This window comes from Flagellimonas olearia (genome assembly GCF_009184425.1).
Taxonomy (GTDB): Bacteria; Bacteroidota; Bacteroidia; order Flavobacteriales; family Flavobacteriaceae; genus Flagellimonas; species Flagellimonas olearia.
In genome coordinates, this window is the sequence record NZ_WELG01000001.1 from 1,311,805 (window position 1) to 1,338,295 (window position 26,491).

General features: G+C 44.0%; 29 protein-coding genes. 11 read left to right on the top strand and 18 right to left on the bottom strand.

The genetic code is table 11. The features are described 5' to 3' along the window. The first annotated feature begins 307 nt into the window (after positions 1-307). On the top strand, positions 308-856 hold the full coding sequence (locus F8C76_RS05675) for an NUDIX hydrolase (RefSeq protein ID WP_152130823.1): 549 nt from the start codon (positions 308-310) through the stop codon (positions 854-856). Here F8C76_RS05675 and hisS read toward each other — a convergent pair. Beyond that, complete coding sequence (gene hisS, locus F8C76_RS05680; RefSeq protein ID WP_152130824.1) at positions 840-2,228, bottom strand: histidine--tRNA ligase; 1,389 nt, start codon at positions 2,226-2,228, stop codon at positions 840-842. The genes F8C76_RS05675 and hisS overlap by 17 nt on opposite strands. Before the next feature lie 379 nt (positions 2,229-2,607). Between hisS and F8C76_RS05685 the strand changes: the two genes are divergently transcribed. Further along, the gene (locus F8C76_RS05685) at positions 2,608-3,360 is read left to right on the top strand and encodes a hypothetical protein (protein WP_152130825.1); all 753 of its coding nucleotides are present in this window, start codon (positions 2,608-2,610) and stop codon (positions 3,358-3,360) included. A 346-nt stretch (positions 3,361-3,706) separates the two neighbouring features. On the opposite strand, the gene F8C76_RS05690 is transcribed toward F8C76_RS05685, so the two are convergent. The 4 genes from F8C76_RS05690 to rpsF all read right to left on the bottom strand — a co-directional run bounded on the left by F8C76_RS05690 (position 3,707) and on the right by rpsF (position 5,383). After that, positions 3,707-4,177, bottom strand: a complete 471-nt coding sequence (locus F8C76_RS05690) for a DUF6495 family protein (RefSeq protein WP_129652658.1) — start codon at positions 4,175-4,177, stop codon at positions 3,707-3,709. A gap of 99 nt (positions 4,178-4,276) precedes the next feature. Next, positions 4,277-4,729, bottom strand: a complete 453-nt coding sequence (rplI, locus tag F8C76_RS05695) for a 50S ribosomal protein L9 (protein WP_129652659.1) — start codon at positions 4,727-4,729, stop codon at positions 4,277-4,279. 14 nt (positions 4,730-4,743) lie between these two features. Next, on the bottom strand, positions 4,744-5,040 hold the full coding sequence (gene rpsR, locus F8C76_RS05700; RefSeq protein WP_116217935.1) for a 30S ribosomal protein S18: 297 nt from the start codon (positions 5,038-5,040) through the stop codon (positions 4,744-4,746). A gap of 4 nt (positions 5,041-5,044) precedes the next feature. After that, the gene (rpsF, locus tag F8C76_RS05705; RefSeq protein ID WP_116217936.1) at positions 5,045-5,383 is read right to left on the bottom strand and encodes a 30S ribosomal protein S6; all 339 of its coding nucleotides are present in this window, start codon (positions 5,381-5,383) and stop codon (positions 5,045-5,047) included. Positions 5,384-5,620: 237 nt separating this feature from the next. On the opposite strand from rpsF, the gene F8C76_RS05710 reads away from it, so the two are divergent. Continuing rightward, complete coding sequence (locus F8C76_RS05710) at positions 5,621-6,313, top strand: LytR/AlgR family response regulator transcription factor (RefSeq protein ID WP_129652660.1); 693 nt, start codon at positions 5,621-5,623, stop codon at positions 6,311-6,313. Here the strand turns inward: F8C76_RS05710 and priA are convergent, their stop codons facing one another. Genes priA through nadC form a run of 4 tightly spaced genes read right to left on the bottom strand, consistent with a single transcriptional unit; the run spans position 6,314 to position 11,037 of the window. After that, a complete protein-coding gene (gene priA, locus F8C76_RS05715) occupies positions 6,314-8,770 on the bottom strand; it encodes a replication restart helicase PriA (RefSeq protein ID WP_152130826.1) in 2,457 nt (818 codons plus the stop codon). It lies immediately after the preceding gene. Positions 8,771-8,774: 4 nt separating this feature from the next. Further along, entirely contained in the window at positions 8,775-9,224 is a 450-nt protein-coding gene (locus F8C76_RS05720; protein WP_152130827.1) for a DUF2147 domain-containing protein, read from the bottom strand. Next, positions 9,199-10,179 (bottom strand): YihY/virulence factor BrkB family protein, encoded by a 981-nt coding sequence (locus F8C76_RS05725; protein WP_152130828.1) that lies wholly within the window; start codon positions 10,177-10,179, stop codon positions 9,199-9,201. Before F8C76_RS05725 ends, F8C76_RS05720 begins: the two co-directional genes overlap by 26 nt. Next, entirely contained in the window at positions 10,180-11,037 is an 858-nt protein-coding gene (gene nadC / locus F8C76_RS05730; protein WP_152130829.1) for a carboxylating nicotinate-nucleotide diphosphorylase, read from the bottom strand. Positions 11,038-11,131: 94 nt separating this feature from the next. On the opposite strand from nadC, the gene rlmH reads away from it, so the two are divergent. After that, positions 11,132-11,605 carry a 23S rRNA (pseudouridine(1915)-N(3))-methyltransferase RlmH gene (gene rlmH, locus F8C76_RS05735; RefSeq protein ID WP_152131476.1) on the top strand — a complete coding sequence of 158 codons (474 nt, stop codon included), beginning with the start codon at positions 11,132-11,134 and terminating at the stop codon, positions 11,603-11,605. A gap of 196 nt (positions 11,606-11,801) precedes the next feature. Here the strand turns inward: rlmH and serA are convergent, their stop codons facing one another. Together serA and F8C76_RS05745 are read right to left on the bottom strand one after the other, a co-directional pair. Continuing rightward, positions 11,802-13,694 (bottom strand): phosphoglycerate dehydrogenase, encoded by a 1,893-nt coding sequence (gene serA / locus F8C76_RS05740; RefSeq protein ID WP_152130830.1) that lies wholly within the window; start codon positions 13,692-13,694, stop codon positions 11,802-11,804. 155 nt (positions 13,695-13,849) lie between these two features. Continuing rightward, a complete protein-coding gene (locus F8C76_RS05745) occupies positions 13,850-14,302 on the bottom strand; it encodes a methyltransferase family protein (protein ID WP_152130831.1) in 453 nt (150 codons plus the stop codon). Between the two features lie 57 nt (positions 14,303-14,359). On the opposite strand from F8C76_RS05745, the gene F8C76_RS05750 reads away from it, so the two are divergent. The 4 genes from F8C76_RS05750 (at position 14,360) to F8C76_RS05765 (ending at position 19,485) form a co-directional block, all read left to right on the top strand. After that, positions 14,360-14,938: a non-canonical purine NTP diphosphatase gene (locus F8C76_RS05750; RefSeq protein ID WP_152130832.1), complete on the top strand. Its 579-nt coding sequence runs from the start codon at positions 14,360-14,362 to the stop codon at positions 14,936-14,938. Positions 14,939-15,083: 145 nt separating this feature from the next. Beyond that, positions 15,084-16,850: a DEAD/DEAH box helicase gene (locus F8C76_RS05755; protein WP_152130833.1), complete on the top strand. Its 1,767-nt coding sequence runs from the start codon at positions 15,084-15,086 to the stop codon at positions 16,848-16,850. A 75-nt stretch (positions 16,851-16,925) separates the two neighbouring features. Next, the gene (locus F8C76_RS05760) at positions 16,926-17,702 is read left to right on the top strand and encodes a carboxypeptidase-like regulatory domain-containing protein (protein WP_152130834.1); all 777 of its coding nucleotides are present in this window, start codon (positions 16,926-16,928) and stop codon (positions 17,700-17,702) included. Positions 17,703-17,799: 97 nt separating this feature from the next. Next, positions 17,800-19,485 carry an alpha-amylase family glycosyl hydrolase gene (locus tag F8C76_RS05765; protein WP_152130835.1) on the top strand — a complete coding sequence of 562 codons (1,686 nt, stop codon included), beginning with the start codon at positions 17,800-17,802 and terminating at the stop codon, positions 19,483-19,485. On the opposite strand, the gene F8C76_RS05770 is transcribed toward F8C76_RS05765, so the two are convergent. The 3 genes from F8C76_RS05770 to F8C76_RS05780 are packed head-to-tail and all read right to left on the bottom strand — an operon-like array spanning position 19,486 to position 21,089. Then, positions 19,486-19,866, bottom strand: a complete 381-nt coding sequence (locus tag F8C76_RS05770) for a VOC family protein (RefSeq protein WP_170283984.1) — start codon at positions 19,864-19,866, stop codon at positions 19,486-19,488. 1 nt (position 19,867) lies between these two features. Beyond that, positions 19,868-20,395, bottom strand: coding sequence for an SRPBCC family protein (locus tag F8C76_RS05775; RefSeq protein ID WP_152130836.1), 528 nt, complete (start codon positions 20,393-20,395; stop codon positions 19,868-19,870). A gap of 40 nt (positions 20,396-20,435) precedes the next feature. Further along, positions 20,436-21,089, bottom strand: a complete 654-nt coding sequence (locus F8C76_RS05780; protein WP_152130837.1) for a TrmH family RNA methyltransferase — start codon at positions 21,087-21,089, stop codon at positions 20,436-20,438. Between the two features lie 88 nt (positions 21,090-21,177). Here F8C76_RS05780 and F8C76_RS05785 point away from each other — a divergent pair, with 88 nt between their 5' ends. Next, entirely contained in the window at positions 21,178-21,876 is a 699-nt protein-coding gene (locus F8C76_RS05785; protein ID WP_152130838.1) for an SIR2 family NAD-dependent protein deacylase, read from the top strand. Here the strand turns inward: F8C76_RS05785 and F8C76_RS05790 are convergent. Next, positions 21,839-22,312, bottom strand: coding sequence for a heme-binding domain-containing protein (locus F8C76_RS05790; RefSeq protein WP_152130839.1), 474 nt, complete (start codon positions 22,310-22,312; stop codon positions 21,839-21,841). The genes F8C76_RS05785 and F8C76_RS05790 overlap by 38 nt on opposite strands. A gap of 32 nt (positions 22,313-22,344) precedes the next feature. Between F8C76_RS05790 and F8C76_RS05795 the strand changes: the two genes are divergently transcribed. Further along, the gene (locus F8C76_RS05795) at positions 22,345-22,917 is read left to right on the top strand and encodes a hypothetical protein (RefSeq protein WP_152130840.1); all 573 of its coding nucleotides are present in this window, start codon (positions 22,345-22,347) and stop codon (positions 22,915-22,917) included. Positions 22,918-22,965: 48 nt separating this feature from the next. After that, positions 22,966-24,309 (top strand): adenylosuccinate lyase, encoded by a 1,344-nt coding sequence (purB, locus tag F8C76_RS05800; protein ID WP_152130841.1) that lies wholly within the window; start codon positions 22,966-22,968, stop codon positions 24,307-24,309. Between the two features lie 33 nt (positions 24,310-24,342). Here the strand turns inward: purB and F8C76_RS05805 are convergent, their stop codons facing one another. The 3 genes from F8C76_RS05805 to F8C76_RS05815 form a co-directional block, all read right to left on the bottom strand. Further along, positions 24,343-25,158 carry a mechanosensitive ion channel family protein gene (locus F8C76_RS05805; protein ID WP_152130842.1) on the bottom strand — a complete coding sequence of 272 codons (816 nt, stop codon included), beginning with the start codon at positions 25,156-25,158 and terminating at the stop codon, positions 24,343-24,345. A 137-nt stretch (positions 25,159-25,295) separates the two neighbouring features. Next, the gene (locus F8C76_RS05810) at positions 25,296-25,835 is read right to left on the bottom strand and encodes a GFO_1091 family lipoprotein (RefSeq protein ID WP_152130843.1); all 540 of its coding nucleotides are present in this window, start codon (positions 25,833-25,835) and stop codon (positions 25,296-25,298) included. 111 nt (positions 25,836-25,946) lie between these two features. Further along, complete coding sequence (locus tag F8C76_RS05815) at positions 25,947-26,486, bottom strand: GFO_1090 family protein (protein WP_152130844.1); 540 nt, start codon at positions 26,484-26,486, stop codon at positions 25,947-25,949. Positions 26,487-26,491 lie beyond the last annotated feature (5 nt).

A 26,491-nucleotide genomic window follows, 5' to 3' on the forward strand; every position in this document is an offset into this window, starting at 1 on the left:
CACAGTCATTTCGAACCGAAACCCAATTGATATTCGGTAGAGCGTGAGAAATCTCACCTTTAGATTTCTTAATCGATACAAAGTATCTCATTTCATAATGACCCTTTTGAAATAAAATTGAAAGCACATCAACCTTTTTGGTTTTTGTGCTTTTTTTGATGCAATTCGTCACCTCAAACTTGTGTCAGGGTCCCGACATAAATAGATTCCTACTTTCACAGAAATTACATACTCGATTAAATTCATTTCTAAATTATGTACCATCTCGGCTGCACTCGATGTGACATTTTCTTATCTTTAAAGAACTATGGATGAACGGGTCGACATTTTGGATGAGGAAGGTAACCCAACGGGAGTGTCCTGTTTAAAATCCGAAGCGCACCGAAAAGGCCTGTTGCATCCTACCATCCATGTGTGGCTTTACACCAAAGACGGGCGGGTATTACTCCAACAACGGGGCAAGCACAAGGATACCCATCCCCTACTTTGGGATGTTTCCGTGGCCGGACATGTATCGTCCGGAGAGGATATTGAATGGGCCGCGGTACGAGAAGTGCAAGAGGAAGTAGGGTTGACCATTTCAAAAAAGGACTTGGAATCCATCGGTACCTACAAGGCCATCCATAAAATTTCGGAGGATTTTGTCGATGCTGAACTACATCATATTTTTCTATGCAAATTGAACATTCCCATCAATGAATTGACCAAACAAGACAGTGAAGTGGATGACCTGGAATTGATTCCTCTCTTTAAGTTTGCCGAAGAAACCTGGGGATTGGCCAATACGGCAAAGTATGTCCCACACGGCCCTACCTACTACAAAAAAATCGTTCAGGAAATTAAAAAGAGGCTTTGACCAGCTCTGCAAATTGACCCAAAGCATCCAGCTTGTAGGCATTCTGTTCCCCGGTCACCATATTTTTTACCACAAAGTTGCCATCAAGTAGTTCCTGTTCTCCCAATAGGATCACATACGGAACCCCTCTTTTGTCGGCATATTTGAATTGCTTCTGCATTTTGGCATCCGTTGGGTACAAATCGGCCCGAAGACCTTCTTTTCGTAGCCCTGAGACTAATTTTAAAGCCGTCAGACCTTCGTTCTTCCCGAAATTGAGGCAAAGTACATCCAAGGAAGTATCCAAGCTGTCCGGGAAGAGGTTAAATTCCTCCAAAACCAAATAAATTCGGTCCAACCCGAAGGAAATGCCCACTCCGCTCACATCTTTCAATCCAAAAATACCTGTAAGGTCATCGTAACGGCCACCGCCACCAATGGAGCCCATCTGGACCCCTTCTGGTGCGGCCACTTCAAAAATGGCCCCTGTGTAATAGTTGAGCCCACGGGCCAAGGTCACATCCAACTGCAATTGAGCCGATTGTAATCCAATATGTTCAGCGGTGGAAATGATTTCGTCCAACTCTCCCACTCCGACCATACCAACCTCAGAATCGGCCAAGAGGCTGCGTAGTTGCTCCAACTGTTCCGAAGCGGTACCCGCCATGGAAAACAAGGGCTGCGCCTTTTCAATGGCACTCTCGGAAATGCCCTTTTCCAGCATTTCTTCCTTGACCTTCTCTTCCCCTATTTTGTCCAATTTATCCAATGCCACGGTGAAATCCACCAACAGGTGTTTGGCCCCAATCACTTCGGCAATGCCGGAAAGAATTTTTCGGTTGTTGATTTTGATGGTGGCACCCTTTAATCCCAAATCGGTAAAAACCGCATCGTAGAGCTGCACAAACTCCACCTCTTGCAAAAGGGAGTTGGCCCCTACCACATCGGCATCGCACTGGTAAAACTCACGAAAACGCCCTTTTTGGGGCCTATCGGCACGCCAAACGGGTTGTATCTGATATCTTTTGAATGGAAAATCAATCTCGTTTTGATGCATCACCACATACCGGGCAAAAGGCACGGTTAAGTCGTACCGAAGCGCCTTTTCCGAAATCTTCGGTGTGAGCGATGCTGAATTTTTGGAACTATAGGTCACATCGTCCACCTTTGAGATAAAATCCCCGGAGTTCAATATTTTAAAAATCAAGCGGTCCCCCTCATCACCGTACTTGCCCATCAAGGTATCCGAGTTTTCAAAGGACGGGGTCTCTATGGGCTGGAAACCATAGGTTTCAAAATGCTTTTTTATGGTTTGGATGATATAGCTGCGCTTGGCCACTTCAGCCGGCGAAAAGTCTCGGGTTCCCTTGGGTATGGATGGTTTTTGTGCCATATAGTTAAAAATTCTCGTGCAAATATACGGGGTTTGTTAAATGTATAGAATGCTTGCGAAGTCATTTCGAACGAATGTGAGAAATCTTATCCATTGCGGGTTAGATTTCTCGTCGCTCATACTTCGCTCTGTCGAAATGACAAGACTAAAATGCCATACTGAATGAAGAGAAGTATCTCAAAGATTTCTCATCGCTCATGCTTCGTTCTGCCGAAATGACGAAGAACGGTAGCCTTCCCCCAATATCCATTGTTTGAATCCTAGTTCTGACCCAAGCTGCCAATAATTTCCTTCATCCATCAACTCAAATGGGGCATTCGTCAATTTAGGAAGGACATCGAGATGGTTTGAGGCTATATTTCAATATAAATCATTCGTTATGAGAACACCACTGCTTATCCTGCTTGCTTTAAGCCTAATTCTTATGTCTTGCTCCGGTGAAGATGGGGACGTTGGTCCGCAAGGGGAATCCGGGGAAAATGGCTATCACTGCTGGGACACCAACACCAATCGGTCCAATGACCCAGAGGAAGACACGAATGACGATGGTGAATGGAACAACTTGGACTGTATTGGAATGGATGGGCTCAATGGCGAAAATGGGATCAATTGTTGGGACTTGGATGCCGATTTTATGAACGATCCAGAGGAAGACACCAATGAAGATGGCAAATGGGATGTAACCGACTGCCAAGGAGCGGACGGCAACGCCGATGTGCAGAAAATTATTTTGGACCTTAATGACGCCGATATATATTTTTCCATTCTTGAATTGGCTGTCCCGGAACTTACACCAGAAATTTTACAAGAGTACGTATTACTGTTCCATTTTGAATATGTTAGTATAGATGCTAGTTCATATTTACCCCTTCCTGGAGGGCTGGCTCAATGGGATAGAAGCTACAATGTTGCGTTTGCCCCTGGGTTTGTGTATATCATAGTTTCAAACTTCGATGGCTCAGATACCGACCCTGGATGGTTGGGTGAATGGGACTTTTTACACATTACCCTTATAAAAATTTCTGCCTTGGAGGACAAGGGCCAAACAGCGCAAATCCAAAAAGCGCTTATGGAAGCGGACATTGTTATTGAAGATTATAAAGCCCTTTCTCCGTATTTTGGCAAGGAATGAACCCTAGTTTAGTTTGCACTTAGTGCATTTAGGTTCTCGACTGCGCTCGAACTGATAATTTTAGCGAAGTCGAAGGAGTTGTGGGAAATCTGTTTGATTTTGGGATTTCTCGTCCCTCATGCTTCGCTCTGTCAAAATGACAAGACCGATAGCTGATGTGCTGAACGGAGAGAAGTATCCCAAAAAACAATGGTTGAGATTCCTCAGTCGCGCTGCTTCTTCGGAATGACACAGAAATGCAAAGAGCCCTCTTCTCCCCTGATTTGTTCTCGACTGCGCTCGAACTGACAATTACTCCACATTTCCTCAGATATCAGATATCTGAAACCAGAAGTCTAGTATCATATCATTCCATAATCTGCTCAAACCACTGATAGAGCTCCCCTTTGGTAATGACAGCACCTTGTTTGATGAGTTCAAACTTGTCCACATTTTTATCTTCCCCATACGCTTTGGAGGCGGTGAGGTATTCCACAAAATCGGATTGGAAATTCCGTTTGAACCAATCAAAGCCCACTTTGGTGCGCAGGTCAATTTCTGGGTTCATGACCTTTACGGACAACAATTTCATTTCCTTTTCGGTCAAGTGGAACAGGTGCATGTGCATTTCGGACACATTTTCCAAATACTCCACCTTATTGAGCACCCCTTCCCATATCAAATCGCTAAAGACATCGATTTCCTCTTCGGCCACTTCGGGTTTTTCCGCTTTTAGGGTATTCCATTCCTCTGCGGTTATGGATTGGGTGGCCAAAAAATTGATGAACTCCGGATGCAATTCTTCCAACTGCTCTTTTGTAAGTCTTTTATACTTCATACCACAAAAATAAAAGGCTTTATTAAAACTTGGTAGTAGGTAAAACAAAAAGAGGGCTATGCTTTGCATAGCCCTCCAGTATTATTGGCTGAAATCAGCTTATTTGGCTTCAGCGATCACTTCAAAAGGAAAATCAACAATAACTTCACGGTGAAGTCTGATGATGGCATCATAAGGTCCAACCCTTTTGATGGCCCCTCCTTTGATACTGATGAATTTTCTATCGATTTGATGACCTTCTTTTTCCAAAGCGGCGGCCAAATCAATATTGCTGACGGAACCGAACAATTTATCACCGGCACCTGCTTTTGCAGCGATGCGGATTTCCAATTGTTTAAGCGCTTCGGCAACTTTAGCGGCCTCGTCAATTATCTTTTTCTCTTTATGAGCTCTTTGCTTAAGGTTTTCGGCCAAAACTTTTTTGGCAGATGGAGTAGCCAATGAGGCCAAACCTTGAGGGATCAAAAAGTTTCTTCCGTAACCGTTCTTTACGGTAACGATATCATCCTTAAATCCCAAATCCTGTACATCTTCTTTTAGAATAAGTTCCATTCTTCGGTATTTTTTTATTTCAACATATCGCCAACGTACGGCATTAACGCTAGGTGACGGGCACGTTTCACGGCCTGGGCCACTTTTCTTTGGTATTTCAAGGAAGTACCTGTAAGTCTTCTAGGAAGAAGTTTTCCTTGCTCATTTACCAATTTCATCAAGAAATCCGGGTCTTTGTAATCAATGTACTTAATACCTGATTTTTTGAACCTACAGTATTTCTTTTGCTTGCTGGTCTCAATGTTAAGAGGGGTCAAATATCTGATTTCCCCGTCTTTCTTTGCTTTTGCCTGTTGCTCTATAGATGCCATAACCCTATGCGTTTGCTTTTAATTTGGTTCTTCTTTTCTCGGCCCAAGCAATGGCATGCTTGTCCAATTTAACGGTCAAGAAACGCATAACGCGCTCGTCTCTCCTAAATTCCAACTCGTACGGGCCGATAGCCTCTCCAGGAGCTTGGAATTCGAACAAGTGGTAAAAACCACTTTTCTTGTGCTGAATGGGATAGGCCAACTTTTTAAGTCCCCAATTTTCCTTGGAGACCATTTTGGCACCATTCTTAATCAAGAAATCCTCAAATTTCTTGACTGTTTCCTCTATCTGTGTTTCAGACAGAACGGGATTCAAAATGAAAACAGTTTCGTAATGGTTCATTATAATATATTTTTAAAGGAGCGCAAAATTAGTAATATTTCTTTCTCCCTGCAAGAAAAGCTAAAAAACTTCGTTTAAATCCCAAGAGTTATTAACAAAAAAGAACCCAATAAACCTACGTATCGTATATGGCAATATACACAACAAAATAGACCATGTTTACATCTTTTGTTGCTGTTAAACGTGTTTTTTGTGTAATTTGCCGATGATTTAAAACCCTACAAATCACCCCATTCTATGAAATTAAAAAGTATAATTGTAGACGATTCCTCGATGCAACGGATGGCCGTTGCAAAGTTGGTCAACAATCATCCACATCTTGCTTTGGTTGCGGAGTACAGCAACGCCATTGAAGCAAAAAATGGCCTAAAGAACCACGAAATCGACCTTATCTTCCTAGATGTTGAAATGCCGATCATTAGTGGTTTTGACCTTTTAGAGGCCCTAGAGAACCCACCACAGGTTATTTTGATCACGGGAAAACCTGACTATGCCCTTAAGGCATTTGATTATGATGTTACCGATTATCTTCACAAACCCATCACACTTGCGCGTTTTGAAGCTTCTGTAAAAAGAGCAGTGGCCAAATATGAGCAAATGAACCGTGTAGATGAGGATGAAGAGCACATCTTTGTGAAAAGCAACCTTAAAAAGCGTAAGGTTATCTTAAACGACATTAAATGGATAGAAGCCCTTGGCGATTACATTAAATTGGTGACCGATGAGGCCAATATCGTAATCCTATCCACCATGAAATCTTTCGAAAAGCAATTGCCGCCCGAAAAATTTCTGAGAATCCATAAATCCTATATCGTGAATCTGGAGAAGATTGAAAAATTCAACAGTAAGAATGTTGAAGTGGGGGGCAGACAGATTCCTTTGAGTAGAAACAAAAAGACTGAATTGGCAGAAGCACTAGCCAACGTATAACTAAATGTGGTCCACATTGTAGACCAGTCTTACACTTTTATACTTGGAAATAGCATTAAAGGATTTCTCAATTCTTTTAATGCTATTTTTTGTTTGTACCAACGACTGTTGCCTGGGTATCTTGATGAGAATGTTTTTAAGATAATCCCTTCGAATACGTGCTACCGGGGGATACTCTGGACCTAAGATGTCCTGCCCCAACACGTTTCTGAGAGAACCTGCCAGCCAACTGGCGGCCTCGTTCAGCTTATTGAAATCCCTATCCTTTAAAGTGATTTTGACAATACGCACCAAAGGTGGGTATTTAAACTGCTCCCGCTCGTAATACTGCTCCGAGAACATCTTCTTATAATCATTTGTGGTGACTTGTTGCAATATTTGGTGATAAGGATTATACGTCTGTATGAGCACTTTGCCTCTTTTTTGGGTCCGCCCTGCCCTTCCTGCCACCTGGGTAAGCATTTGAAAACTACGTTCATGGGCCCTGTAATCCGGAAAGTTCAACATAGAATCCGCATTCATGATCCCCACCAAGCTCACATTTCTAAAATCGAGCCCTTTGGTGACCATTTGGGTTCCCACCAAAATATCCATCTCTTGATTTTCAAAGGCCGAGATAATCTTTTCATACGCGTACTTTCCCCTAGTGGTATCCAAATCCATTCGCCCTACGGCCACATCAGGGAAAAGATGGTTGAGCTCTTCCTGAATCTGCTCTGTACCAAATCCCTTATTGTCTAAAGTGGCACTGCCGCACGCCAAACAGGCTTGCTGCAACGCCATGTGGTAGCCACAATAATGGCAGCGAAGCTGATTTCTCCGCTGGTGATACGTTAGACTCACATCACAATTGGGACATTGCGCCACATGGCCGCAGGTGGTACACTCCACCACTGGGGCAAATCCCCTACGGTTTTGGAAGAGGATTACCTGCTCTCCCTCCTCCAAAGTCTCTGAAATGGCTTTGAGCAGCACTTCTGAAAAATGCCCCTTCATCCGCTTCTTTCGGGTCGCCTCCTTGATATCCACCAAACTGATGTCCGGCATGAGCACATTGCCATAGCGATATTGGATGGAAGCATATCCATATTTTCCTTTTTTGGCATTGTCCATACTCTCTATACTGGGCGTAGCCGACCCCAGAACAATATGGGACCCATGAAGGGAAGCCAACACAACGGCCGCGTCTCGGGCATGGTACCGTGGAGCGGGATCAAACTGTTTAAAGGAGCTTTCGTGCTCTTCATCCACCACCACCAATCCCAAATTGGAAAACGGCAAAAACAGGGAAGAACGGGCGCCAATGACAATTTGCGCTTTTTCCGCATTGGCCAATACATTGTTCCAGACCTCCACCCGTTCGTGAATGCTGTATTTGGAATGATAAACGGACACTTTATGTCCAAAATAATGTCGCAACCTATTGATCAATTGCGAGGTCAGTGCAATCTCGGGCAACAGATATAGAGCCTGTTTGCCCTCTTCCAAACATTCTTGGATGAGTTTTACATACACTTCGGTCTTTCCAGAAGAAGTGACGCCATGCAAAAGGACAGCTTTGCCCTCTGAAAAACCAGCTCGAATGGTTTCCAAGGCCTTGGCCTGATGTTCATTCAGGAGCATATGTTGGGATTCTTCCGATTGGCCGTCAAAATTCACCCGATCAGTCTGGATATGGTATTCCTTTAATACCTCCTTATCAATTAGAGTTTTAATGACTGCCCGCGAACTGCCACTCTCTTTTTCCAAATCGGCTATGGGGATAGGCTTCTTGGTTTTGGCCTGTATTTGAAACAGGGACAACACCACCTGACTCTGTTTGGGCGCCCGGGTCAGCTCATTTAACAACTGCTCCAATTGGGTCTCGTCATCATAGGTTTCGGAAAGCTTGACATATCGTACCAGTTTCGGTTTATACTGCTCGTACAGTTCTTCTTTTTGGAGCACCCCCCCTTTATGCACCAGTCCATTGATGAGTTTCAGGACATTTTTTTTGTCCACAATATCACTTACCTCGGATATTGTCAATGCGGTCCGGTGTTGCAGCGCCTCATACACCAGAAACTCATCGTCACCCAATTGCATTTCATCAATCTGGACGTCTTTGTTGGGCATGACCAAGGTCTCGCTTTCCAGCAAAAAAGCGCTGGGCAGGGCACTTCGTACCACCTCACCCAAGGTGCACATATAGTACTGTGCCATCCATTGCCAATGTTTCAATTGAATTGCATTGACCAAGGGGTTTTCATCCAAAATCTGATAGATTTCTTTAGCCTCGTAGGCCATAGGAGCATTGGTGTGGACTTGATAGGCCAAAGCCGTATATATCTTGGATTTCCCGAAGGGAACGGCCACACGCATCCCTGGCTGCAGAAAATCCGCCTCCTCTTGTGTGATCTTATAGGTAAAAAGTCGTTCCAAAGGAATAGGTAGGACGACATCCAAAAAATACTCCATACACTTATTCTTCCTTTACCCGATGCCACGTCTGGGTCCTGTATAAAAATGCCAAATAGCCCCTGACCATTAATTTATCCATATCCTCCGGATGGAGCCACAATTTTCCCCTGAAGGTCATTCCGTGTTCAGGGTCCAACATATTCGTGCCCTTATACTCATCCTTATCGTTCTTTATAAGGTTTTGAAAAATCTTCATCCCCAATACGGGTTGGTTCTTGAACTTCCCCTTACACTTGGTACAGAGCGCATTTTTCTTCCCTTTTTCCAAAATATCGATGATTCTCGCCTGCAACATCCCATTTTCGCGATAAATCTCCACAATGGCCTTTGTAGCCCCACTTCGGTCGTCCACCGTCTTCCATTTTCCGAATACGGATTGGGACCACATGTTCTGGAAAGCCAATACGGTCAAAACAAAAAAACATTTATGGAACATCTTGGTGCCTTTCATGCCGCTTCTTTAATGAATTCAAGGTGGCATTCAGTTCAAAACCCAACAATAAGATATTGGAATTCAACCAAATGAACACCATCAAAATCAACAATCCCCCCAGTGCCCCATAAAGTTCGTTATATCGAGCAAATTTTTCCACATAGATCCCAAAAAGATAGGAAGTGAGCACAAACAACAGGGTCGTCATCAAGGCCCCTGCCGAAAAGAACCTGGCCTTGCGTCCTTCGGCCGTCCCGAAATAGTAGAGAATGGAGGTGGTCAGATAGGACAGTACCATAAAAAACAGGATTTTGGCCAATTGGATTCCTACTGTATCCCCTTTTTCAATATCGGTTCCAAAGGTCTTTCCAAAGTATTCGCTGGTGTATTCCACAATATAGAACTCAAAATACACAAAGGCCACGGCACCCACAATCAGCAAAATGGACAATAACAGCCCCACCATGAATGCATAGAGGTATTGCCTAAAAAAATTCCGGGTGAGTTCCACATGATAGGAGTTTTCAAAACCGCCAAAAATGGCATTGACCCCATTGGCTACCAAGAAAATGGACAACACAAAGGCGGACGACAACAACCCACCTTGTTTCTGGTCCTTGATCTGTTGGTAGATCTCCCCAAAATAATCTCCCGTTGCCGAAGGCAGGAAAGATTCCAGAAAAAGGAGGAACTGGGCATCAAAATTTTCGTTTCCCACCCGCACATATGGAATAACAAAAGGAATAAGCGTTACCATAAAGATAAGCAGCGGGAACAAGGCCATGAATACGCTAAACGCAATGGAACTAGCCCGTGTGGAAACGGCACCTTTTACGATACCGACCACATACATTTCCATCAAATCATAGAAAGAGAGTCCCTCAAAAGCCTTGAGTTTTATGTTTTTCAATAACCGAACCAGCCAATTGACCACGGGTATTTTTTCCAACTGCTCTTCTATGGCTACAGACATCTAAACCGCTTTTAAACTAAGGTCCATGTTATATACAGAATGTGTCAATGCCCCTGAGGATATATAATCCACACCACACTCAGCATATTTCCGTATAGTATCTTCCGTAATTCCGCCCGAAGATTCGGTAAAGCACTGATCCCCTATGCGTTGCACAGCCTTTCTGGTATCTTCATAATCAAAATTATCCAGCAAAATCCTGTAGACGCCTTTGGATTGCAGGATTTCTTCCACTTCATCCAAATTCCTTGCCTCCACAATGATCTTTAAATCCTTGCCTTCGTCCCTTAAATACTGTTGGGTCTTTTGGATAGCTTTTGTGATTCCACCGGCAAAGTCGATATGGTTGTCCTTCAACATGATCATATCATACAATGCAAACCTATGGTTTTCGCCACCTCCGATCTTAACGGCCCATTTTTCCAAGGCTCGAATACCCGGGGTGGTCTTTCGGGTGTCCAAAATCTTGGCACCGGTACCTTCCAGAAGCGAAACATAGTATTGGGTCTTTGTGGCAATGGCACTCATCCGCTGCATGGCATTGAGTACCAAACGTTCGGCCTTTAGAATGCTTTGGGAACTTCCCTCCACGTAAAAGGCAATATCACCATGCTTGACCAAGGTGCCATCAGGTAGTAAAACTTCGACCTTAAGTTCAGGGTCCACATACTGAAATACTTGTTGGGCAAAGGCCACACCGGCCAGTACGCCCTCATCCTTTACCAAAAGTTTTGCCTTACCCATGGCAGTTGCCGGAATACAGGCCAATGAGCTATGGTCGCCATCCCCGACATCTTCCCGAATGGCGTTGGCAATGATCAAACTGAGTTCTTTCTGAAATTGTTCTTCGGATATCATCCACGAGGGGTTTTAACGAAAATAGTAAAAACATTCCTCCTTACCCATGCCCAGTACATGGTTCTTGTTTCAACACAAAGGATTATTTTTGGGGATGCAGATTACCTTGATCGCCATAGGCAAAACCGATGATCCTGATCTAGAACGACTTATCGCCATCTACGAAAAGCGATTGCAACACTACATCAAGTTTCAGCTACAGGTTATTCCCGATATTAAAAACAGTAAAAATCTTTCCGAAGCCCAACAAAAGGAAAAGGAAGGGGAACTGATTTTGGGACAGCTCCAAAATTCCGATGTACTCATCTTACTTGATGAAAAAGGGAAACAGTATACCTCGGTCGAGTTTTCCCAATTCCTCCAAAAGAAAATGAACAGTGGCATAAAGAATTTGGTGCTAGCCATTGGTGGTCCCTACGGCTTCAGTGATACGGTCTACAACAGGTGCAATGGAAAAATAAGCCTGTCCAAAATGACCTTTTCCCACCAAATGGTACGCTTGTTCTTTGTAGAGCAATTGTACCGAGGGTTCACGATTCTTCGGAACGAACCTTATCACCATCAATGATTAAATCTTAGACCGCTTCGCTTAAAGATTCAAGAGCAAAGACGCTGATCTCACTTGGTTCTTGAGCTTTAGCTTATTTTAGGATTTGGTACTTGGGATTTGTTGATTCAGTTATTGATTTACTTTCTCGCGAACTTTATCTTTTCTCTTTCGTCTTGTGATTCTTAACTCTAGATTCTTGACACTTGAGTTTTGCCTAGTAAAGTACCCTGAACTTAATGGTGTTTTCTATCGCCTTAAGTTCTTTGATGACGTCTTTGTTGTACTCCTTGTCCAAATCAGAGATTACATACCCTACTTCTGAATCTGTGGAAAGGTACTGACCCGTGATGTTCAAACCATACTTGGCCAACACCTCATTGATTTTGGCCATGATCCCCGGAACATTCCTATGGATATGTAAAAAGCGGTGCGCCTTGTTTTGCTTGGGCAGTCTAATATTGGGAAAATTCACCGCATCCACAGTGTTCCCTGAGTTAATGTAATCCATGATCTTGTTTGGCACAAAGTCGGCTATATCACGTTGGGCCTCCTCCGTACTTCCACCAATATGAGGTGTAAGAATCACATTGGAAAGTCCTTGCAATGGTGTTTCAAAAGAACCGTTGCTTCGTGGTTCGGAAGGATACACATCCACAGCGGCTCCGCCCAGTTTTCCACTTTTAATGGCTGCGGCCAAAGCATCGATATCCACCACAAATCCACGGGAAAGATTAATAAGCTTGGCGCCGTCTTTCATTTGGTTGATTTCACGCTCACCAATGAAGTTTTTATTCGCCTTGTTATCATCCACATGCAAGGTTACCACATCAGAAACGGACAATAAGTCTTCCAAGGTGCTGCACTTAACGGCATTACCTATGGCCAACTGATCGTTTACGTCGTAATAATATACTTTCATCCCCATGGCCTCTGCCAAAACAGACATTTGTTTTCCAATGTTTCCGTAACCTACAATACCCAAGTTCTTGCCTCTCACCTCTTGGGAACCGGCTGCGGTTTTGTTCCACTCACCGTTATGGATTTCCGTACTACGCGGAAAAATGCTTCGCATCAACATAATGGTCTGCCCTATGGCCAGTTCCACTACGGAACGGGTATTGCTGTAGGGTGCGTTGAACACCACAACCCCTTTTTTCTTGCTGTATTCCAAATCGATTTGAGTGGTACCAATACAGAAGGCTCCCACTACCAAAAGTTTGTTGGCAGCATCCAGAACCTTTTGGGTTACCTGGGTCTTGGAACGTATACCCAACACATGCACTCCCTTGATACGCTCAACTAAGTCGTCTTCGGAAAGACTGTGCTTGACCAATTCTACGGAAAACCCTTCTTCCGACAGGTTTTTGAAAGCATCGGGATGGACATTTTCAAGCAATAATATCTTGATTCGGTTCTTGGGATAGGATAAATTACGTGGCAAATCGTTCACAAATAAAAATTCATCTAGGTTAGGTGCTACGTGGTCCGCATTGTTCGTCGCTTTCTCACGGTGCACATTTTCAGTATAGGCGAAAAACTTATGGGCAATTCCGGCCTCACGCATCACATAGTCGCTATAGCCATCACCAATCACTTGGACCTCGCCATCCAAATCCAAGTTTTTTAAACACTCAATTTTCCCATTATGGGAAGCGAGAACATTGGCTTCATCGAATCCAATGATGTTTCCTTCTTCATCAAATTTAAAGGTATTGGCATAAACCCGATCGGATGGAATGTTGTACTCTTTTACTATAGGATCGATAAATTCCTTGAATCCGCAGGAAATCACATAAATATCATCCGAAAACTCTTTAAAAAAGTCTTTGTTCGATGCTATGGATTTGGAAATTTTGTGTCGCAATTCACCCACCAAACGCTCCAAATCGTTCTTGTGCGCATTCAATAATCGAATTCTTTTTTCAAGGGATTCCGTAAATGAAATGTCCCCATCGATTCCCAAGTTGGTAATTCTCTGGATCTCCTTGACAACTTCTTCCTTATTGGATTTGCCTTGAAGGGTAATTTCCGCCAAGACATCCAATGCCTCTACCCGGGTAAGGGTGCTATCAAAATCGAAAACGTATTTGCGTCCCTCTTCTACCATGATGTTCTCAAAAAATTAAGGCGTAAAATTAAGCATTAATTCCATCATCCAAATTGGAACCCGACCAAAACCTTACAGAATTGCGGATAAATCAAAAAACGCTTTTAAAATGTTTGAAATGGCACCCGAAATCCACTTTTTTGTAATGATTGCGTTCAAAACCAACGCCGGGTAATCTTGGAATACATCCGATATTCCTTTCCAAATACCTCCTCCAATGCCTTTTCTTCATTTTGAATCTGAAAATGGTTCATATATGATACAAATCCGGCAGCCAAAAGGGTGTTGAACGCATTGCCCAACCAAAGGCCAAAGGCCAGTAAAAAAAGAAGCATCCCCAAGTACATGGGGTTCCTGGTGAATACATAAATACCGTTGGTCACCAATTTTCTTGCCTTTTCGGGGCTCAAGGGATCCACCGTGGTTTTAGAGTCCAAAAATTGGCCCACTGCGATAAGTATCACTAAAATACCCAATCCACAAAGTACCATCGAAAGTGTTTTGCGTCCAAAAAAATCAAACTCCCCAAAGGGCAAAAAACTGTCCAAAACATACATCAGACCGCTAAAAACAAGTAGCACCAAAGCTGGGGGTATCCGTAGTCCCATATTCCAAAAGTTATGCTTCGAAATTACTACTTTTGAGCCTTATCTGAATTTTATAGTGTGAGACTTGTCTTTGCCACCCATAACGACCATAAACTCCGTGAGGTACAACAATTGCTTCCCAACTCCATTGAACTGCTCTCCCTAAAGGATATTGGCTGTTTTGATGAAATCCCTGAAACTGGGGAGACCTTGGAGGAAAATGCCAAAATCAAGGCCGATTTTGTGACCCAAACCTATGGTTTTGACTGTTTTTCAGACGATACGGGGCTTTTGGTGGATGTGCTCAACGGCCAACCCGGGGTCTACTCCGCCCGATATGCCGGAGAGCAAAAAAACGCCCAAGACAATATGGGCAAATTACTTTCCGAAATGAAAGGGAAAGAGAATAGGAATGCGCATTTCAAAACCGCCATCCACTTGAATACAGGTGGTAAAAGCCTTGTCTTTGAAGGGATTGTTGAAGGTGTCATCACCGAAAAAGAGACTGGAACGGGTGGTTTTGGATACGACCCCATCTTCATGCCTATAGGCTATGACAAAACCTTTGGGGAACTGTCCGCGGAGACCAAAAATGCTATCAGCCACAGGGGAAGGGCCATCCAGAAACTGGTGGACTTTTTAAAAAAGAAAGCATAAAAGCTTCCACGGAATATATTTAGCGTACATTTGCCGCTTTATTAACGCCGCCGGTATGGGCAAGGTGTTGCGATGGGCTTGAAAGGGTTATACGAAAATCGCTCTATGCAACACAACATATTTGCGATTTAAGGTATACACCGCTATGACAAAATTTGAAGCCTTGGGGTTAGATCAACCCCTATTGGATGCTATTTCCGATCTTGGATTTGAATCTCCATCCGAAGTACAAGAAAAATCAATCCCCATTCTTTTGGAACAAGACACCGATTTGGTGGCCTTGGCCCAAACCGGAACAGGTAAGACCGCTGCTTTTGGTTTTCCCATGATCCAAAAGATCCATGCGGAGAGCCGGACTACACAAGGTTTGATTCTTTCCCCTACCCGTGAACTGTGTTTGCAGATTACCAACGAACTAAAATTATACTCCAAATACATTAAAGGTCTGAACACCGTGGCCATCTATGGTGGCGCCAGTATCACCGAACAGGCCAAACAGATAAAACGTGGCGCACAGATCGTCGTGGCCACGCCTGGCCGGATGAAGGACATGATCGGCCGTGGCATGGTGGACATTTCCAAAATTGACTATTGTGTATTGGATGAGGCCGATGAAATGCTGAACATGGGCTTCTATGAGGACATCAAAGACATTTTATCCAACACCCCTCAAGAAAAATTGACATGGTTGTTTTCAGCGACCATGCCCAAGGAAGTGGCTTCCATCGCCAAAAAATTCATGCACCAACCCGTGGAAATCACCGTGGGCACCAAAAATGCAGGAGCATCAACGGTACAGCATGAGTACTATGTGGTAGGTGGACGTGATCGCTACGCAGCCCTGAAACGTTTGGCCGATGCCAATCCCGGTATCTTTTCCGTGGTTTTCTGTAGAACCAAGCGCGATACCCAACGTGTGGCCGAAAAATTGATCGAAGACGGATACAACGCAGGGGCATTGCATGGTGATCTAAGCCAAAACCAGCGTGATTTGGTCATGAATGCCTTCCGAAAAAAGCAGGTGCAAATGTTGGTAGCTACGGACGTGGCTGCTCGTGGAATTGATGTGGATGACGTGACCCACGTAATCAACTATCAGTTGCCCGATGAGATCGAGACCTATACCCACCGAAGTGGACGTACGGGACGAGCCGGTAAATCAGGTATCTCCATGGTTATTGTCACCCGTTCCGAACTGAGAAAGATCAAGGCCATTGAAAATAAAATCAAACAGGAATTTCTAAAGAAAAACATTCCTGATGGAATCGAAATCTGCGAGATTCAATTATATCACTTGGCCAACAAAATCAAGGAAACCAAGATCAACAAGGAGATTGATAGTTACCTTCCCGCCATCAATGATGTATTGGACGGTATAGACCGCGAAGAGCTTATCAAGAAAATAGTTTCCGTGGAGTTTACCCAGTTCTACAACTATTACAGCAAAACCAAAGACCTTAATAGTCAAGATGGTGGCAGGGATAGAGATGACAAAGGGACTTCCAAAGGAGAAATTCCAAATGAAGGTTCCGTGCGTTACTTTATCAATGTTGGTGAGCGCGATGGTTACGATTGGATGTCGCTGAAAGACTTTCTAAGGGATACATTGAACCTGGAAAAAGAAGATATTTTCAATGTCGACACCAAAGACAGTTTCTCCTTCTTCAATTCGGATGCGCATCTGGCCGAATTAATTATCCAAACCTTTACCGAATTCAAATTGGAAGGTCGCTTCATCAATGTGGAAATTTCTACCAAGCCCGGTGGTGGCGGTGGAAAAGGTGGAGGCAAAAAACGTGGACATCGAAAAAGTGGACACCGAAAAGGCGGAAGCAACAAACCATCCTTCAAAGGAGGAAAAAAAGGTGGATACGGTAAGAAAGGTGGCAAAAAGAGGTCTGGCTTTTATTAGTTAATTCTATATTAAATCACACGGGCTTCCTGTTTATTTTTCTTTGTTTAGTATTTTTATACCTACAAAGATTGCATGAGAAGATATCTACTTTTACTTTTTTTTCTGAGTGTTGGATTTTGCTTTGCCCAAAATGACGACGAATCCAGCGTTCAGGAAGAGTTGACCGCTACAGTAATCAACGCCCAAAGTGATTTTCCTTTGGAAAGTGTTCACATCATTAACCTTAACCAGGTAAAAGGGACCATCACGGACCAAAATGGAAAATTCACCATTCAGGCAGCTGTAAACGATACCTTATACCTTTCATACTTGGGATTTAAGACCCAAAAAGTACGGGTCACCAATGATATGTTCCGGTTCAAGGATACCAAAATAGCGCTGACCGAGCTAGCCTATGCCTTGGAAGAAGTCATCGTAAAGCCTTATCAGCTCACAGGCTATTTGGAAATCGATGTAAAGAATCTTCCCATCAACAATGCTTATCAGTACAGCATCTCTGGCCTGAACACCAGTTATGAAGGAGGCAACAAGAGCCCCAGTGCCGTGACCAAGGTCTTGGGGGCCATCTTGAATCCGGCCGACCTCCTGCGGAACCTCTTTGGTAAAAAGCCCAGACAGATGCGGAAATTACGTCAGATGAAAGAAGATGACAACATCCGGAATCTTCTGGCCTCCAAATTTGATAGAGAAACCCTCACCGAACTGCTGCAATTGGAAAAAGTGGACATCGAGGACATTTTGAATAACTGTAACTATTCAAAATCCTTCATCAATACGGCCAATGACCTGCAAATATTGGATGCCATTTCCAGCTGTTACGAAGAGTACAAAGTACTCAACCGAAAGTAACGAACACCGTTTTACGCTACACCCGCAGTGCCTTGGGACTATAAATAAATTTTAGTTTTCCATATTCATTTTATAGCTTTAGGGAAAATCCCAATGCATGAAAAAACTACTTGTACTCATGTCAATTCTGTCCATTTTGTTCGGTTGTAGGGAAGCTAAAAAAGAGCAACAAACCACAGAACAGGTAGTTGAGGAACAAAACCCCAAAAAGGAGGTTCCTTTTGTATGGGAAGGGGCCAATATTTATTTTCTGCTTACGGACCGTTTCAACAACGGGAACCCGGACAATGATATCAATTTTGACAGAACTGAGGACACTGCCGTACTCAGAGGCTTTGAAGGAGGTGACCTCCAAGGGGTAACCCAGAAGATCAGGGAAGGCTATTTTACCGATTTGGGCATCAATGCCATTTGGCTCACCCCGCTAGTGGAGCAAATCCATGGAGCAACGGACGAAGGATCTGGAAAAACCTATGGCTATCATGGCTACTGGGCCAAGGATTGGACAGCCTTGGACCCTAATTTTGGCACTCGAAAGGATTTGGAGAACATGGTAAAGACGGCCCACGCCAAGGGCATTCGCATTCTTTTGGATGTGGTGCTCAACCATACCGGTCCTGTTACCGAAAAAGACCCGGCCTGGCCAGATGATTGGGTTCGCACAGGCCCCAAATGTGATTTCACTTCCTACGAAACCACCACCGCATGCACCTTGGTAGAAAATTTACCCGATGTGCTTACCGAATCCAACGAATCCGTGGAACTTCCCGATGCCCTATTGGCCAAATGGAAGGAAGAGGGGCGGTTGAGCCAAGAACTGGACGAATTGCAGCTGTTCTTTGAAAGGACAGAATATCCTAGAGCTCCAAGATACTATATCATCAAGTGGCTCACCGACTATATCAATGATTTTGGGGTTGATGGGTTCCGTGTGGATACGGTGAAGCACGTGAACGAAAATGCATGGACAGATTTGCACAAAGAAGCCAATTACGCCTTTGAAATGTGGAAAAAGAAGCATCCGGATCATATTTTGGACAATAATCCTTTTTATATGGTCGGCGAAGTGTATGACTACGGCATTTCGGGAGGACGGGAATTTGATTTTGGGGACAAAAAAGTGGATTACTTCAACTATGGCTTCAAAAGCCTGATCAATTTTGAGTTGAAGGATGATGGCATGAAGGAATATGAAACCATTTTCAAAAAATATAGCAGCCTACTCAATACCAAACTAAAAGGAAAAAGCGTCCTTAACTATCTTACCTCCCATGACGATGCCTCCCCTTTTGACAAGGAACGCAAAAAACCCTATCGCTCCGCCAATGTTCTGTTGTTGACCCCAGGTGCTTCACAAGTATACTACGGGGACGAAACCTCCAGAACCCTTACCATTGAAGGAGCTGAAGGCGATGCCACTTTACGGTCCTTCATGAACTGGGAAGAATTGGACAGTCTGGCAAATGTTCAAAAGATTCACGAACACTGGCAAAAGTTGGGTCAGTTCCGAAGGAACCATCCTGCCATTGGAGCTGGGCGCCATAAACGTATATCCAAATCTCCTTATGTGTTTTCCAGAACCTATGTTGATGGGGACTATCGGGATAAAGTGGTGGTTGGACTTGACCTGCCCAAAGGCAAAAAATCCCTTAGTGTGAAAGGTTTCTTTGGGGATGGCACCAAATTATACGACACCTATTCAGGTACTGAAGTGACTGTTACCAAAGGTAAAGTTCTTTTGGACAATGCATTTGATATAGCCCTTTTGGAACTGGTAGAATGATCAATTTCTGGAATGTAGTGCAATCCGGTTGCCTTCGGAATCCAAGAACAATCCCATATACCCCACATCTGGACTAATTTGGGTCTTTGGTTTTAAAATTTTGCCTCCTGACGGCTCCACACGGTCCAATTCCTGCTGCAAATCGGTACAGGCAAAATAAATCAACACCCCTTCCGTATTGCTGGGCGTATACCAATCCGTATTCTGGATAAGACATCCCGCCGCACCGGTTTTGGCCTCATCCCATGGGAACCACCCCATCTTGGTGCCGCCCAAATCATGTACCTGGATGGCAACCCCAAAAACCGCTTCGTAAAAATTTTTGGCCCGGTCCATATCGGTAACGGGAATCTCAAACCATCCCACCATGTTTCGTTCCATATTACCCCTCCAAATTTGATTTTAAATTGTCCAAGCCCTCCTCAAAATCCTTTCCTACCATTTTATCCATGTTCATGAACAACATCATAATACTGAACGGAAATTTGTTTTTCCCGGAAAACCCCCAAGTCACCTTGGTGGTATCGGGATCCACGGATTCTGTAGCCAAATAGGCATCGGAAGTGGACTTCCAAGGTTTCAGGAATCGAAGTTCGGACTCAACGCGTTCACCTTCCACAATTTTGGTGATTTCCTGTTCTCCTTCGCCAACATCCTTATTCCCATTCCAATAACTGATCGCGCCCACCTCTCCATCGGTTCCCGTGAACTTTTTCTCCATATCGGGGTCTTTCTGGTTCCAAGGGGACCATTGGTCTTGATTCTTGAGAAATCGGAGGTTTTCAAAAACCTCGGATTTGGGTTTCGCGATTACAATGGATCTTGAAACATGGTACGTCTTGGGTGCAATGACCGCCAAAATAATAATGAGCAGCACAACTCCCGCCAGAATATAGAGTATCGTATTCATTTGTTTTTGAATTGGTTAGAAACTAAATGTACAAAAAACTTTATTCAGAAAGATACCGTTCAATAATTGCTTCCACACTTTTGATGGATTTCTTGGTCCAGTCCAAGCGTTTCTCAAGAATTTCGGTTTGGGTGAGTTGCCAATCCACATTGGATTTCCTGATTTTTTGGGCCAACTCTTGTATAATGATTGCTGCTGATACCGAAACATTCAGGCTTTCCGAAAAACCGACCATGGGTATTTTCAGGTATCCATCCGCTTGTTGCATCACCTCCTCACTTAAACCTTCCTTCTCCGTTCCAAAGAACACGGCAGTTTTTTTCTTCGGAAAAAAGTCAGGAAGCAGCAGGGAATCGTTATGTGGGGTCGTGGCGATGATTTGATACCCCAATTGCTTCAATTTAGAGATGCATTCAGAAGCATCCCCATATTTATGCACATCCACCCACTGTTCGGCCCCAACGGCTATGTTTTTATCCAACCGTTTTTGAAAACGATCTTCCACCACATGTACCTCTTGAACACCAAATACATCGCAACTCCGCATAATAGCGCTGGTATTGTGCATTTGGTACACATCCTCAATGCCCACGGTCAGGAATTTGGTACGGTTTTGCAACACCTCAAGGAAACGTTGCTTACGTTCATCGGTCAAATACCCCTCTAAATAGGTCAACAAATCATCATTTTGCATAAATGCCAAGATAGAAAAAAATGAAATTCCTATTTTTGAAACTCCCCTGCTCTGGTAGCCCCAAACTTCCAACTAAGAAAACTAAATAATGTCCAAAAAGAAAATAGTGGTGCTCACTGGCGCAGGAATGAGTGCGGAGAGTGGCCTCAAGACCTTTCGTGATTCCAATGGTCTATGGGAAGGTCATGATGTCATGGAAGTAGCCTCTCCCCAAGGTTTTGCCAAAAATCCTGAATTGGTCCTTGACTTTTACAACCAACGCAGGCGACAGCTTTTGGAGGTCAGTCCCAATGCAGGACACCATGCTTTGGTAAACTTGGAAAAACATTTTGAGGTGAGCATTGTGACCCAGAATGTGGACAACCTCCATGAACAGGCCGGCAGCTCCCATGTGGTGCATTTGCACGGCGAGCTGTTCAAAGTGCGTAGTACCCGGGACGAAACCCATGTATTGGAATGGAAAAAGGACTTGGTCTTGGGTGATGTGGACGCCAACGGGCACCAACTGCGCCCCCATATAGTCTGGTTTGGGGAAATGGTCCCCATGATGGAGACTGCAGCACAAATCACCCAATTGGCGGATATCTTGATCATTATAGGGACCTCCATGCAGGTATACCCTGCAGCCAGTTTAGCGAATTATGTGGCGGGGCAGACCCCAATCTTTTTTATTGATCCCAAACCCAGTGTACGACCATCGGACTTTGGGAACCTGACCATAATTTCCCAAACTGCTGTGGAAGGGGTGCCTACTCTTGTGAATCACTTATTTGATACAATGACCTGACTCCAATGGCCCAATCCAACAAACTTTTTTTCTGTGCTTCGGTAAGTCTGGCCTCTTTGTGGGTCCATGTATATTCTTTGAGAGGCATTTTGCCTTTTTTAACTTCCTCGACCAATTCTTCCAGCTTATGATCTTTCTTTTTGTCCGAATAATTTCCCCAATCCGAAAAATTAAGCTCCTCCTTACCTTCTTGGACATGGTGGTCCAACCAATACGAAATGGGTGCCACATTATTGTACCAAGGATAGACCGTGTTTCCGCTATGACAATCATAACAGGTAGACTTCAAAATCTGTTTGACCTCTGTACTAGGTTGGGTCTCGGCCTCAAAAACTGCAACATAATCACCATCGGACAGATTTTTGTTTGGTCTGTAAAACTGCATACCAATCAGGACGACCAACAAGGCAATTCCTATTTTTTTCGCTATTTTCATTCGTAATGGATTTTAACTAAAAATACACTTTTGTGACCAAACAACAGCTACATATCCATTTGCATTCAGGAAGACTTTCCAAAGTCCATATAGATCAATTGGTGGAACAATTGGTGAAACAACCTTCGTTGACCGAGTCACTCTTTCTTGAAGTTCTCCAAGAGGACAAAACAGGAACTTTCAATGCCAGCTGGACCTTTGATCATTTAATGCGGAAAAGATTGGTCTACCTATTGCCCATGATGACCCTTTTCACCAATAGCCTGTCCGAACTTCAGAGCGAATCCTGCATCCGCCCCATGGCCCATGTCTGTGAAATGGTCACAGAGGCTTATTTCAAGAAAAGAGACCTTATTTTCATCAGGAATATTGCTGATGAGCATCTTGAAAAAATAATGATCTCCTGTTTCGACTGGCTCATCAGCCCCATGAACATGGCCCCAAAGGTCTTTTCCATGACCAGTCTTTATTATTTGGGGTTCAAATTTGATTGGGTACATCCTGAATTACGCATCATTTTAGAGGATTCCTACGCCTCGGGTACGATCGGATATCAGAACAGGGCCAAAAAAACACTGGACAAGCTGGCCAAATTAAGCCAATAAACTCTACAAGTTTGAGTATCTTTGCCACTTTCAAAACAGTACGCAAAAATGTCCCTAACGCAACTCAATGCCATTTCACCGATCGATGGTCGGTATAGAAACAAAACTGAATCCTTACAAAATTACTTTTCCGAGGAAGCACTCATCAAATACCGCGTTCAGGTAGAGATTGAGTATTTCATCGCCCTTTGTGAAATCCCATTGCCCCAATTGGCCAATTTTGATGGCACCAAGTTTGAGGAGCTTCGGTCCATTTACAGGGATTTTTCTGCTGAAGATGCACAGGCCATCAAAGAGATTGAAAAAACCACCAACCACGATGTAAAGGCAGTGGAGTACTTCATCAAGCAGCGTTTTGATGCCTTGGGATTGGAAGACCATAAAGAATTCATCCATTTCGGGTTGACTTCACAGGATATCAACAACACTGCCATTCCACTTTCCATCAAGGAAGCGATGAACGATAGCTATGTTCCTTCCTATTTTGAGGTTTTTGAAAAATTGAAGGAATTGGCCAAGGAATGGGAAAACATACCCATGTTGGCGCGTACCCACGGACAACCCGCCTCCCCTACCCGTCTTGGCAAGGAAATCGATGTGTTTGTGGAACGTTTGAAAGAACAGTTCAATTTATTGAACGATATTCCCAGTGCCGCCAAATTTGGAGGGGCCACAGGAAACTACAATGCCCATAAAGTGGCCTATCCCAACATCGATTGGAAAGCCTTCGGCAGCAAGTTTGTGCAGGAAAAATTGGGTCTTTACCACTCTTTCCCCACAACCCAAATTGAGCATTACGACCATATGGCCGCTTTGTTCGATTGCCTTAAGCGCATCAATACCATCTTGATCGACCTCAACCGGGATGTTTGGACCTATATTTCCATGGATTATTTCAAACAGAAAATAAAAAAGGGAGAAGTGGGCTCATCGGCCATGCCTCATAAAGTGAATCCCATAGATTTTGAGAATTCCGAAGGGAACCTGGGACTGGCCAATGCCATTTTTGAGCATTTATCGGCCAAACTCCCCATTTCCCGATTGCAGCGCGATCTTACGGATAGTACTGTCCTTCGAAACGTAGGGGTACCCTTTGCCCATACCTTAGTTGGGTTTCAATCCACGTTGAAGGGGTTGAACAAACTCGTATTGAACCAAGCAAAATTTGAACAAGATCTAGAGGATAATTGGGCTGTTGTGGCCGAGGCCATCCAGACCATTTTACGCCGTGAAGGCTATCCCAATCCGTACGAAGCCCTTAAGGGCTTGACCCGAACAAACGAAAAGATTACCCAGAACTCTATCGCTGATTTTATTGAGACTCTGGAGGTTTCGGATGCCATCAAAACAGAATTGAAACAAATAACCCCAGCGAATTACACCGGGGTTTAATTAAACTCGAATTTCTCCGATTTGATAATTTAACTATCCCTCCTTGTGGATTTCCACTTGGTGCGGATACGGAATTTCGATTCCAGCGGCATCCAGGGCCAATTTGCAGTTTTCATAGGTGGCAAAGTACACATCCCAATAGTCCTCGGGCTTACAGAAAGGCCGTACCGCAAAGTTCACAGAGCTATCCGCCAGTTCCAATACGTTTACGGAAGGGGCCGGGTCTTCCAAGACCTTGGGGTTCGTGGTAAGCACCTTGAGCAACACCTCTTTGGTTTTTTTGATGTCCTCTCCATAGCCCACACCAATTATGGTATCTACCCGCATTTTGCCTTCGGCGGTGTAATTGATGATATTTCCATTGGCCATGGCCCCATTGGGGATAATGGCCAGCTTGTTCTGTGGAGTCACCAGTTTGGTGGTGAAGATTTCGATGCCCTTTACCACACCCAAAACACCTTGGGCCTCTATAAGATCGCCAATGCGGTACGGTTTAAAGATCATGAGCAATACCCCACCGGCAAAATTGGAAAGGGAACCTTGCAAAGCCAGCCCCACAGCCAAACCTGCCGCCGCTATCACTGCAGCGAAGGTGGTAACGTCCACGCCCAATCTTGAAATGACTATGATGATCAAAAATACTTTGAGGCCCCAGGATACCAAATCCAACAGAAATCGTTGTAAGGACTCATCATATTTACTTTTGGACATGACCTTTCTGGCGGTCTTTACAATTTTCTTGATGATCCACGCGCCTATGACGTAGATAAGGATCGCGGTGAGGAGCTTGGGTCCAAACTCCTTGGCCAATTCCAGGCCGTAATTCATCCATTCTTCTGCTTTTTCCATAGTGTAGTTGATTTGTTAGTGTTCTTGTTATGAGACACTAAGTTAAAAAAGAAGGTCACAAAACCCCGAGGATTTGGCAGATATCAATAAAAAAAGGGCAACTATTGTCGCCCCTTGGATTGTGTTGTGCCCGATTGTTATCCTTTCAAAAATTCGCCGATCTCTCCCAGTCCCTCTCCTTTGTAGTCCGATTTTTGGATGGCCTGCATGAGTTGTATGATATGGGCCGGGTTCATATCCTTGCCCAAAACGCGAACCAGGGCAAAGCCCTTGTCATCACTATCCCCGTAGATGATCACTTCATCAATGGCATCTTCCTCACCCAAATATTTTACCACGCCCTTGCCGTACTTGGAGTTGATCTTCATGAGTTCCACAAAGTCACCGTTTTTTAGGATCTCCCGCACCTTGTTGCGCTCCACTTCAAATTCTGCGGCATTGCCCGAATTCTTTTTGAACGCCAAAAGGTTGAACTTCCGAAGGGATTCCACCGCCTCCTTTTGGGTCGGGGTCAAATCCACCGCATCCATTTTAAGGATACTTGCCGGGACATCCACAACGATAAAATTGGGATTCTCCGAATTGTGCACGTAGTATTCCTGTAAACTCTGGCGTGAGGAGCAAGAAGCCAAAAGAGCCACTCCCATTACCAAAATGCCTTTTACTATATTTTTCATCTGTACTTTTTTTGATTGATTTGTTTTTAATAGAATCAGCTGACAGTGATTGGTTGATGAAACTTGATTTTTGTTACACCACAGCCCCATCACTGTCAACCGATAAATGACTTACTCTTTTTTGCCCGCCCTGTTCAACTCTTCGGGAAGGTTCATTTTTTTGGTCAAGGAATTGATCTTGTTCAAATCAATATCACCGGTCAATGAAAGCAGTACCGTCTCTATCTTTCTGCCATCGGCCTCCACTTCGTTCAGATCGGTGACCAACATCAGCAGTTCGCTTACATGGTCATCGTCCCTGCCTTGTTTAATGTAAAACTTTACATTGGCATCCTTGTCCTTCACACGCATAAGCTCTTCCATCTGGGAAGATTTTAGGTAACTGTTCACGGAGGCCCTCATATCGTCCCCTATCTTTTTGTTTTCCGTGGTAAAAACTTTCAAGCTTTTAAGGCTACTGGCGATATCCATAAAATCCCGGGCCTCTGGGTCGTTCACTTCCACATCGATTTTTGCCAATAGGTTGAACATGCTCTTGTTCACCACCACGGAGGTAACCTCATCCAAGTCTTCGAACTTATCGAACAAAGATTGTGAAAATCCCGACAATGGGAGAGCTGCGATCAAAATGATTAAAATATTCCTTCTCATGTTTT

Excerpts from the sequence above, each read along its gene's own strand:
- F8C76_RS05675 (WP_152130823.1), top strand. The coding sequence starts at position 308 with ATGGATGAACGGGTCGACATTTTGGATGAGGAAGGTAACCCAACGGGA.
- hisS (WP_152130824.1), bottom strand. The coding sequence starts at position 2,228 with ATGGCACAAAAACCATCCATACCCAAGGGAACCCGAGACTTTTCGCCG.
- F8C76_RS05685 (WP_152130825.1), top strand. The coding sequence starts at position 2,608 with ATGAGAACACCACTGCTTATCCTGCTTGCTTTAAGCCTAATTCTTATG.
- F8C76_RS05690 (WP_129652658.1), bottom strand. The coding sequence starts at position 4,177 with ATGAAGTATAAAAGACTTACAAAAGAGCAGTTGGAAGAATTGCATCCG.
- rplI (WP_129652659.1), bottom strand. The coding sequence starts at position 4,729 with ATGGAACTTATTCTAAAAGAAGATGTACAGGATTTGGGATTTAAGGAT.
- rpsR (WP_116217935.1), bottom strand. The coding sequence starts at position 5,040 with ATGGCATCTATAGAGCAACAGGCAAAAGCAAAGAAAGACGGGGAAATC.
- rpsF (WP_116217936.1), bottom strand. The coding sequence starts at position 5,383 with ATGAACCATTACGAAACTGTTTTCATTTTGAATCCCGTTCTGTCTGAA.
- F8C76_RS05710 (WP_129652660.1), top strand. The coding sequence starts at position 5,621 with ATGAAATTAAAAAGTATAATTGTAGACGATTCCTCGATGCAACGGATG.
- priA (WP_152130826.1), bottom strand. The coding sequence starts at position 8,770 with ATGGAGTATTTTTTGGATGTCGTCCTACCTATTCCTTTGGAACGACTT.
- F8C76_RS05720 (WP_152130827.1), bottom strand. The coding sequence starts at position 9,224 with ATGAAAGGCACCAAGATGTTCCATAAATGTTTTTTTGTTTTGACCGTA.
- F8C76_RS05725 (WP_152130828.1), bottom strand. The coding sequence starts at position 10,179 with ATGTCTGTAGCCATAGAAGAGCAGTTGGAAAAAATACCCGTGGTCAAT.
- nadC (WP_152130829.1), bottom strand. The coding sequence starts at position 11,037 with ATGATATCCGAAGAACAATTTCAGAAAGAACTCAGTTTGATCATTGCC.
- rlmH (WP_152131476.1), top strand. The coding sequence starts at position 11,132 with ATGCAGATTACCTTGATCGCCATAGGCAAAACCGATGATCCTGATCTA.
- serA (WP_152130830.1), bottom strand. The coding sequence starts at position 13,694 with ATGGTAGAAGAGGGACGCAAATACGTTTTCGATTTTGATAGCACCCTT.
- F8C76_RS05745 (WP_152130831.1), bottom strand. The coding sequence starts at position 14,302 with ATGGGACTACGGATACCCCCAGCTTTGGTGCTACTTGTTTTTAGCGGT.
- F8C76_RS05755 (WP_152130833.1), top strand. The coding sequence starts at position 15,084 with ATGACAAAATTTGAAGCCTTGGGGTTAGATCAACCCCTATTGGATGCT.
- F8C76_RS05760 (WP_152130834.1), top strand. The coding sequence starts at position 16,926 with ATGAGAAGATATCTACTTTTACTTTTTTTTCTGAGTGTTGGATTTTGC.
- F8C76_RS05765 (WP_152130835.1), top strand. The coding sequence starts at position 17,800 with ATGAAAAAACTACTTGTACTCATGTCAATTCTGTCCATTTTGTTCGGT.
- F8C76_RS05770 (WP_170283984.1), bottom strand. The coding sequence starts at position 19,866 with ATGGAACGAAACATGGTGGGATGGTTTGAGATTCCCGTTACCGATATG.
- F8C76_RS05775 (WP_152130836.1), bottom strand. The coding sequence starts at position 20,395 with ATGAATACGATACTCTATATTCTGGCGGGAGTTGTGCTGCTCATTATT.
- F8C76_RS05780 (WP_152130837.1), bottom strand. The coding sequence starts at position 21,089 with ATGCAAAATGATGATTTGTTGACCTATTTAGAGGGGTATTTGACCGAT.
- F8C76_RS05785 (WP_152130838.1), top strand. The coding sequence starts at position 21,178 with ATGTCCAAAAAGAAAATAGTGGTGCTCACTGGCGCAGGAATGAGTGCG.
- F8C76_RS05790 (WP_152130839.1), bottom strand. The coding sequence starts at position 22,312 with ATGAAAATAGCGAAAAAAATAGGAATTGCCTTGTTGGTCGTCCTGATT.
- purB (WP_152130841.1), top strand. The coding sequence starts at position 22,966 with ATGTCCCTAACGCAACTCAATGCCATTTCACCGATCGATGGTCGGTAT.
- F8C76_RS05805 (WP_152130842.1), bottom strand. The coding sequence starts at position 25,158 with ATGGAAAAAGCAGAAGAATGGATGAATTACGGCCTGGAATTGGCCAAG.
- F8C76_RS05810 (WP_152130843.1), bottom strand. The coding sequence starts at position 25,835 with ATGAAAAATATAGTAAAAGGCATTTTGGTAATGGGAGTGGCTCTTTTG.
- F8C76_RS05815 (WP_152130844.1), bottom strand. The coding sequence starts at position 26,486 with ATGAGAAGGAATATTTTAATCATTTTGATCGCAGCTCTCCCATTGTCG.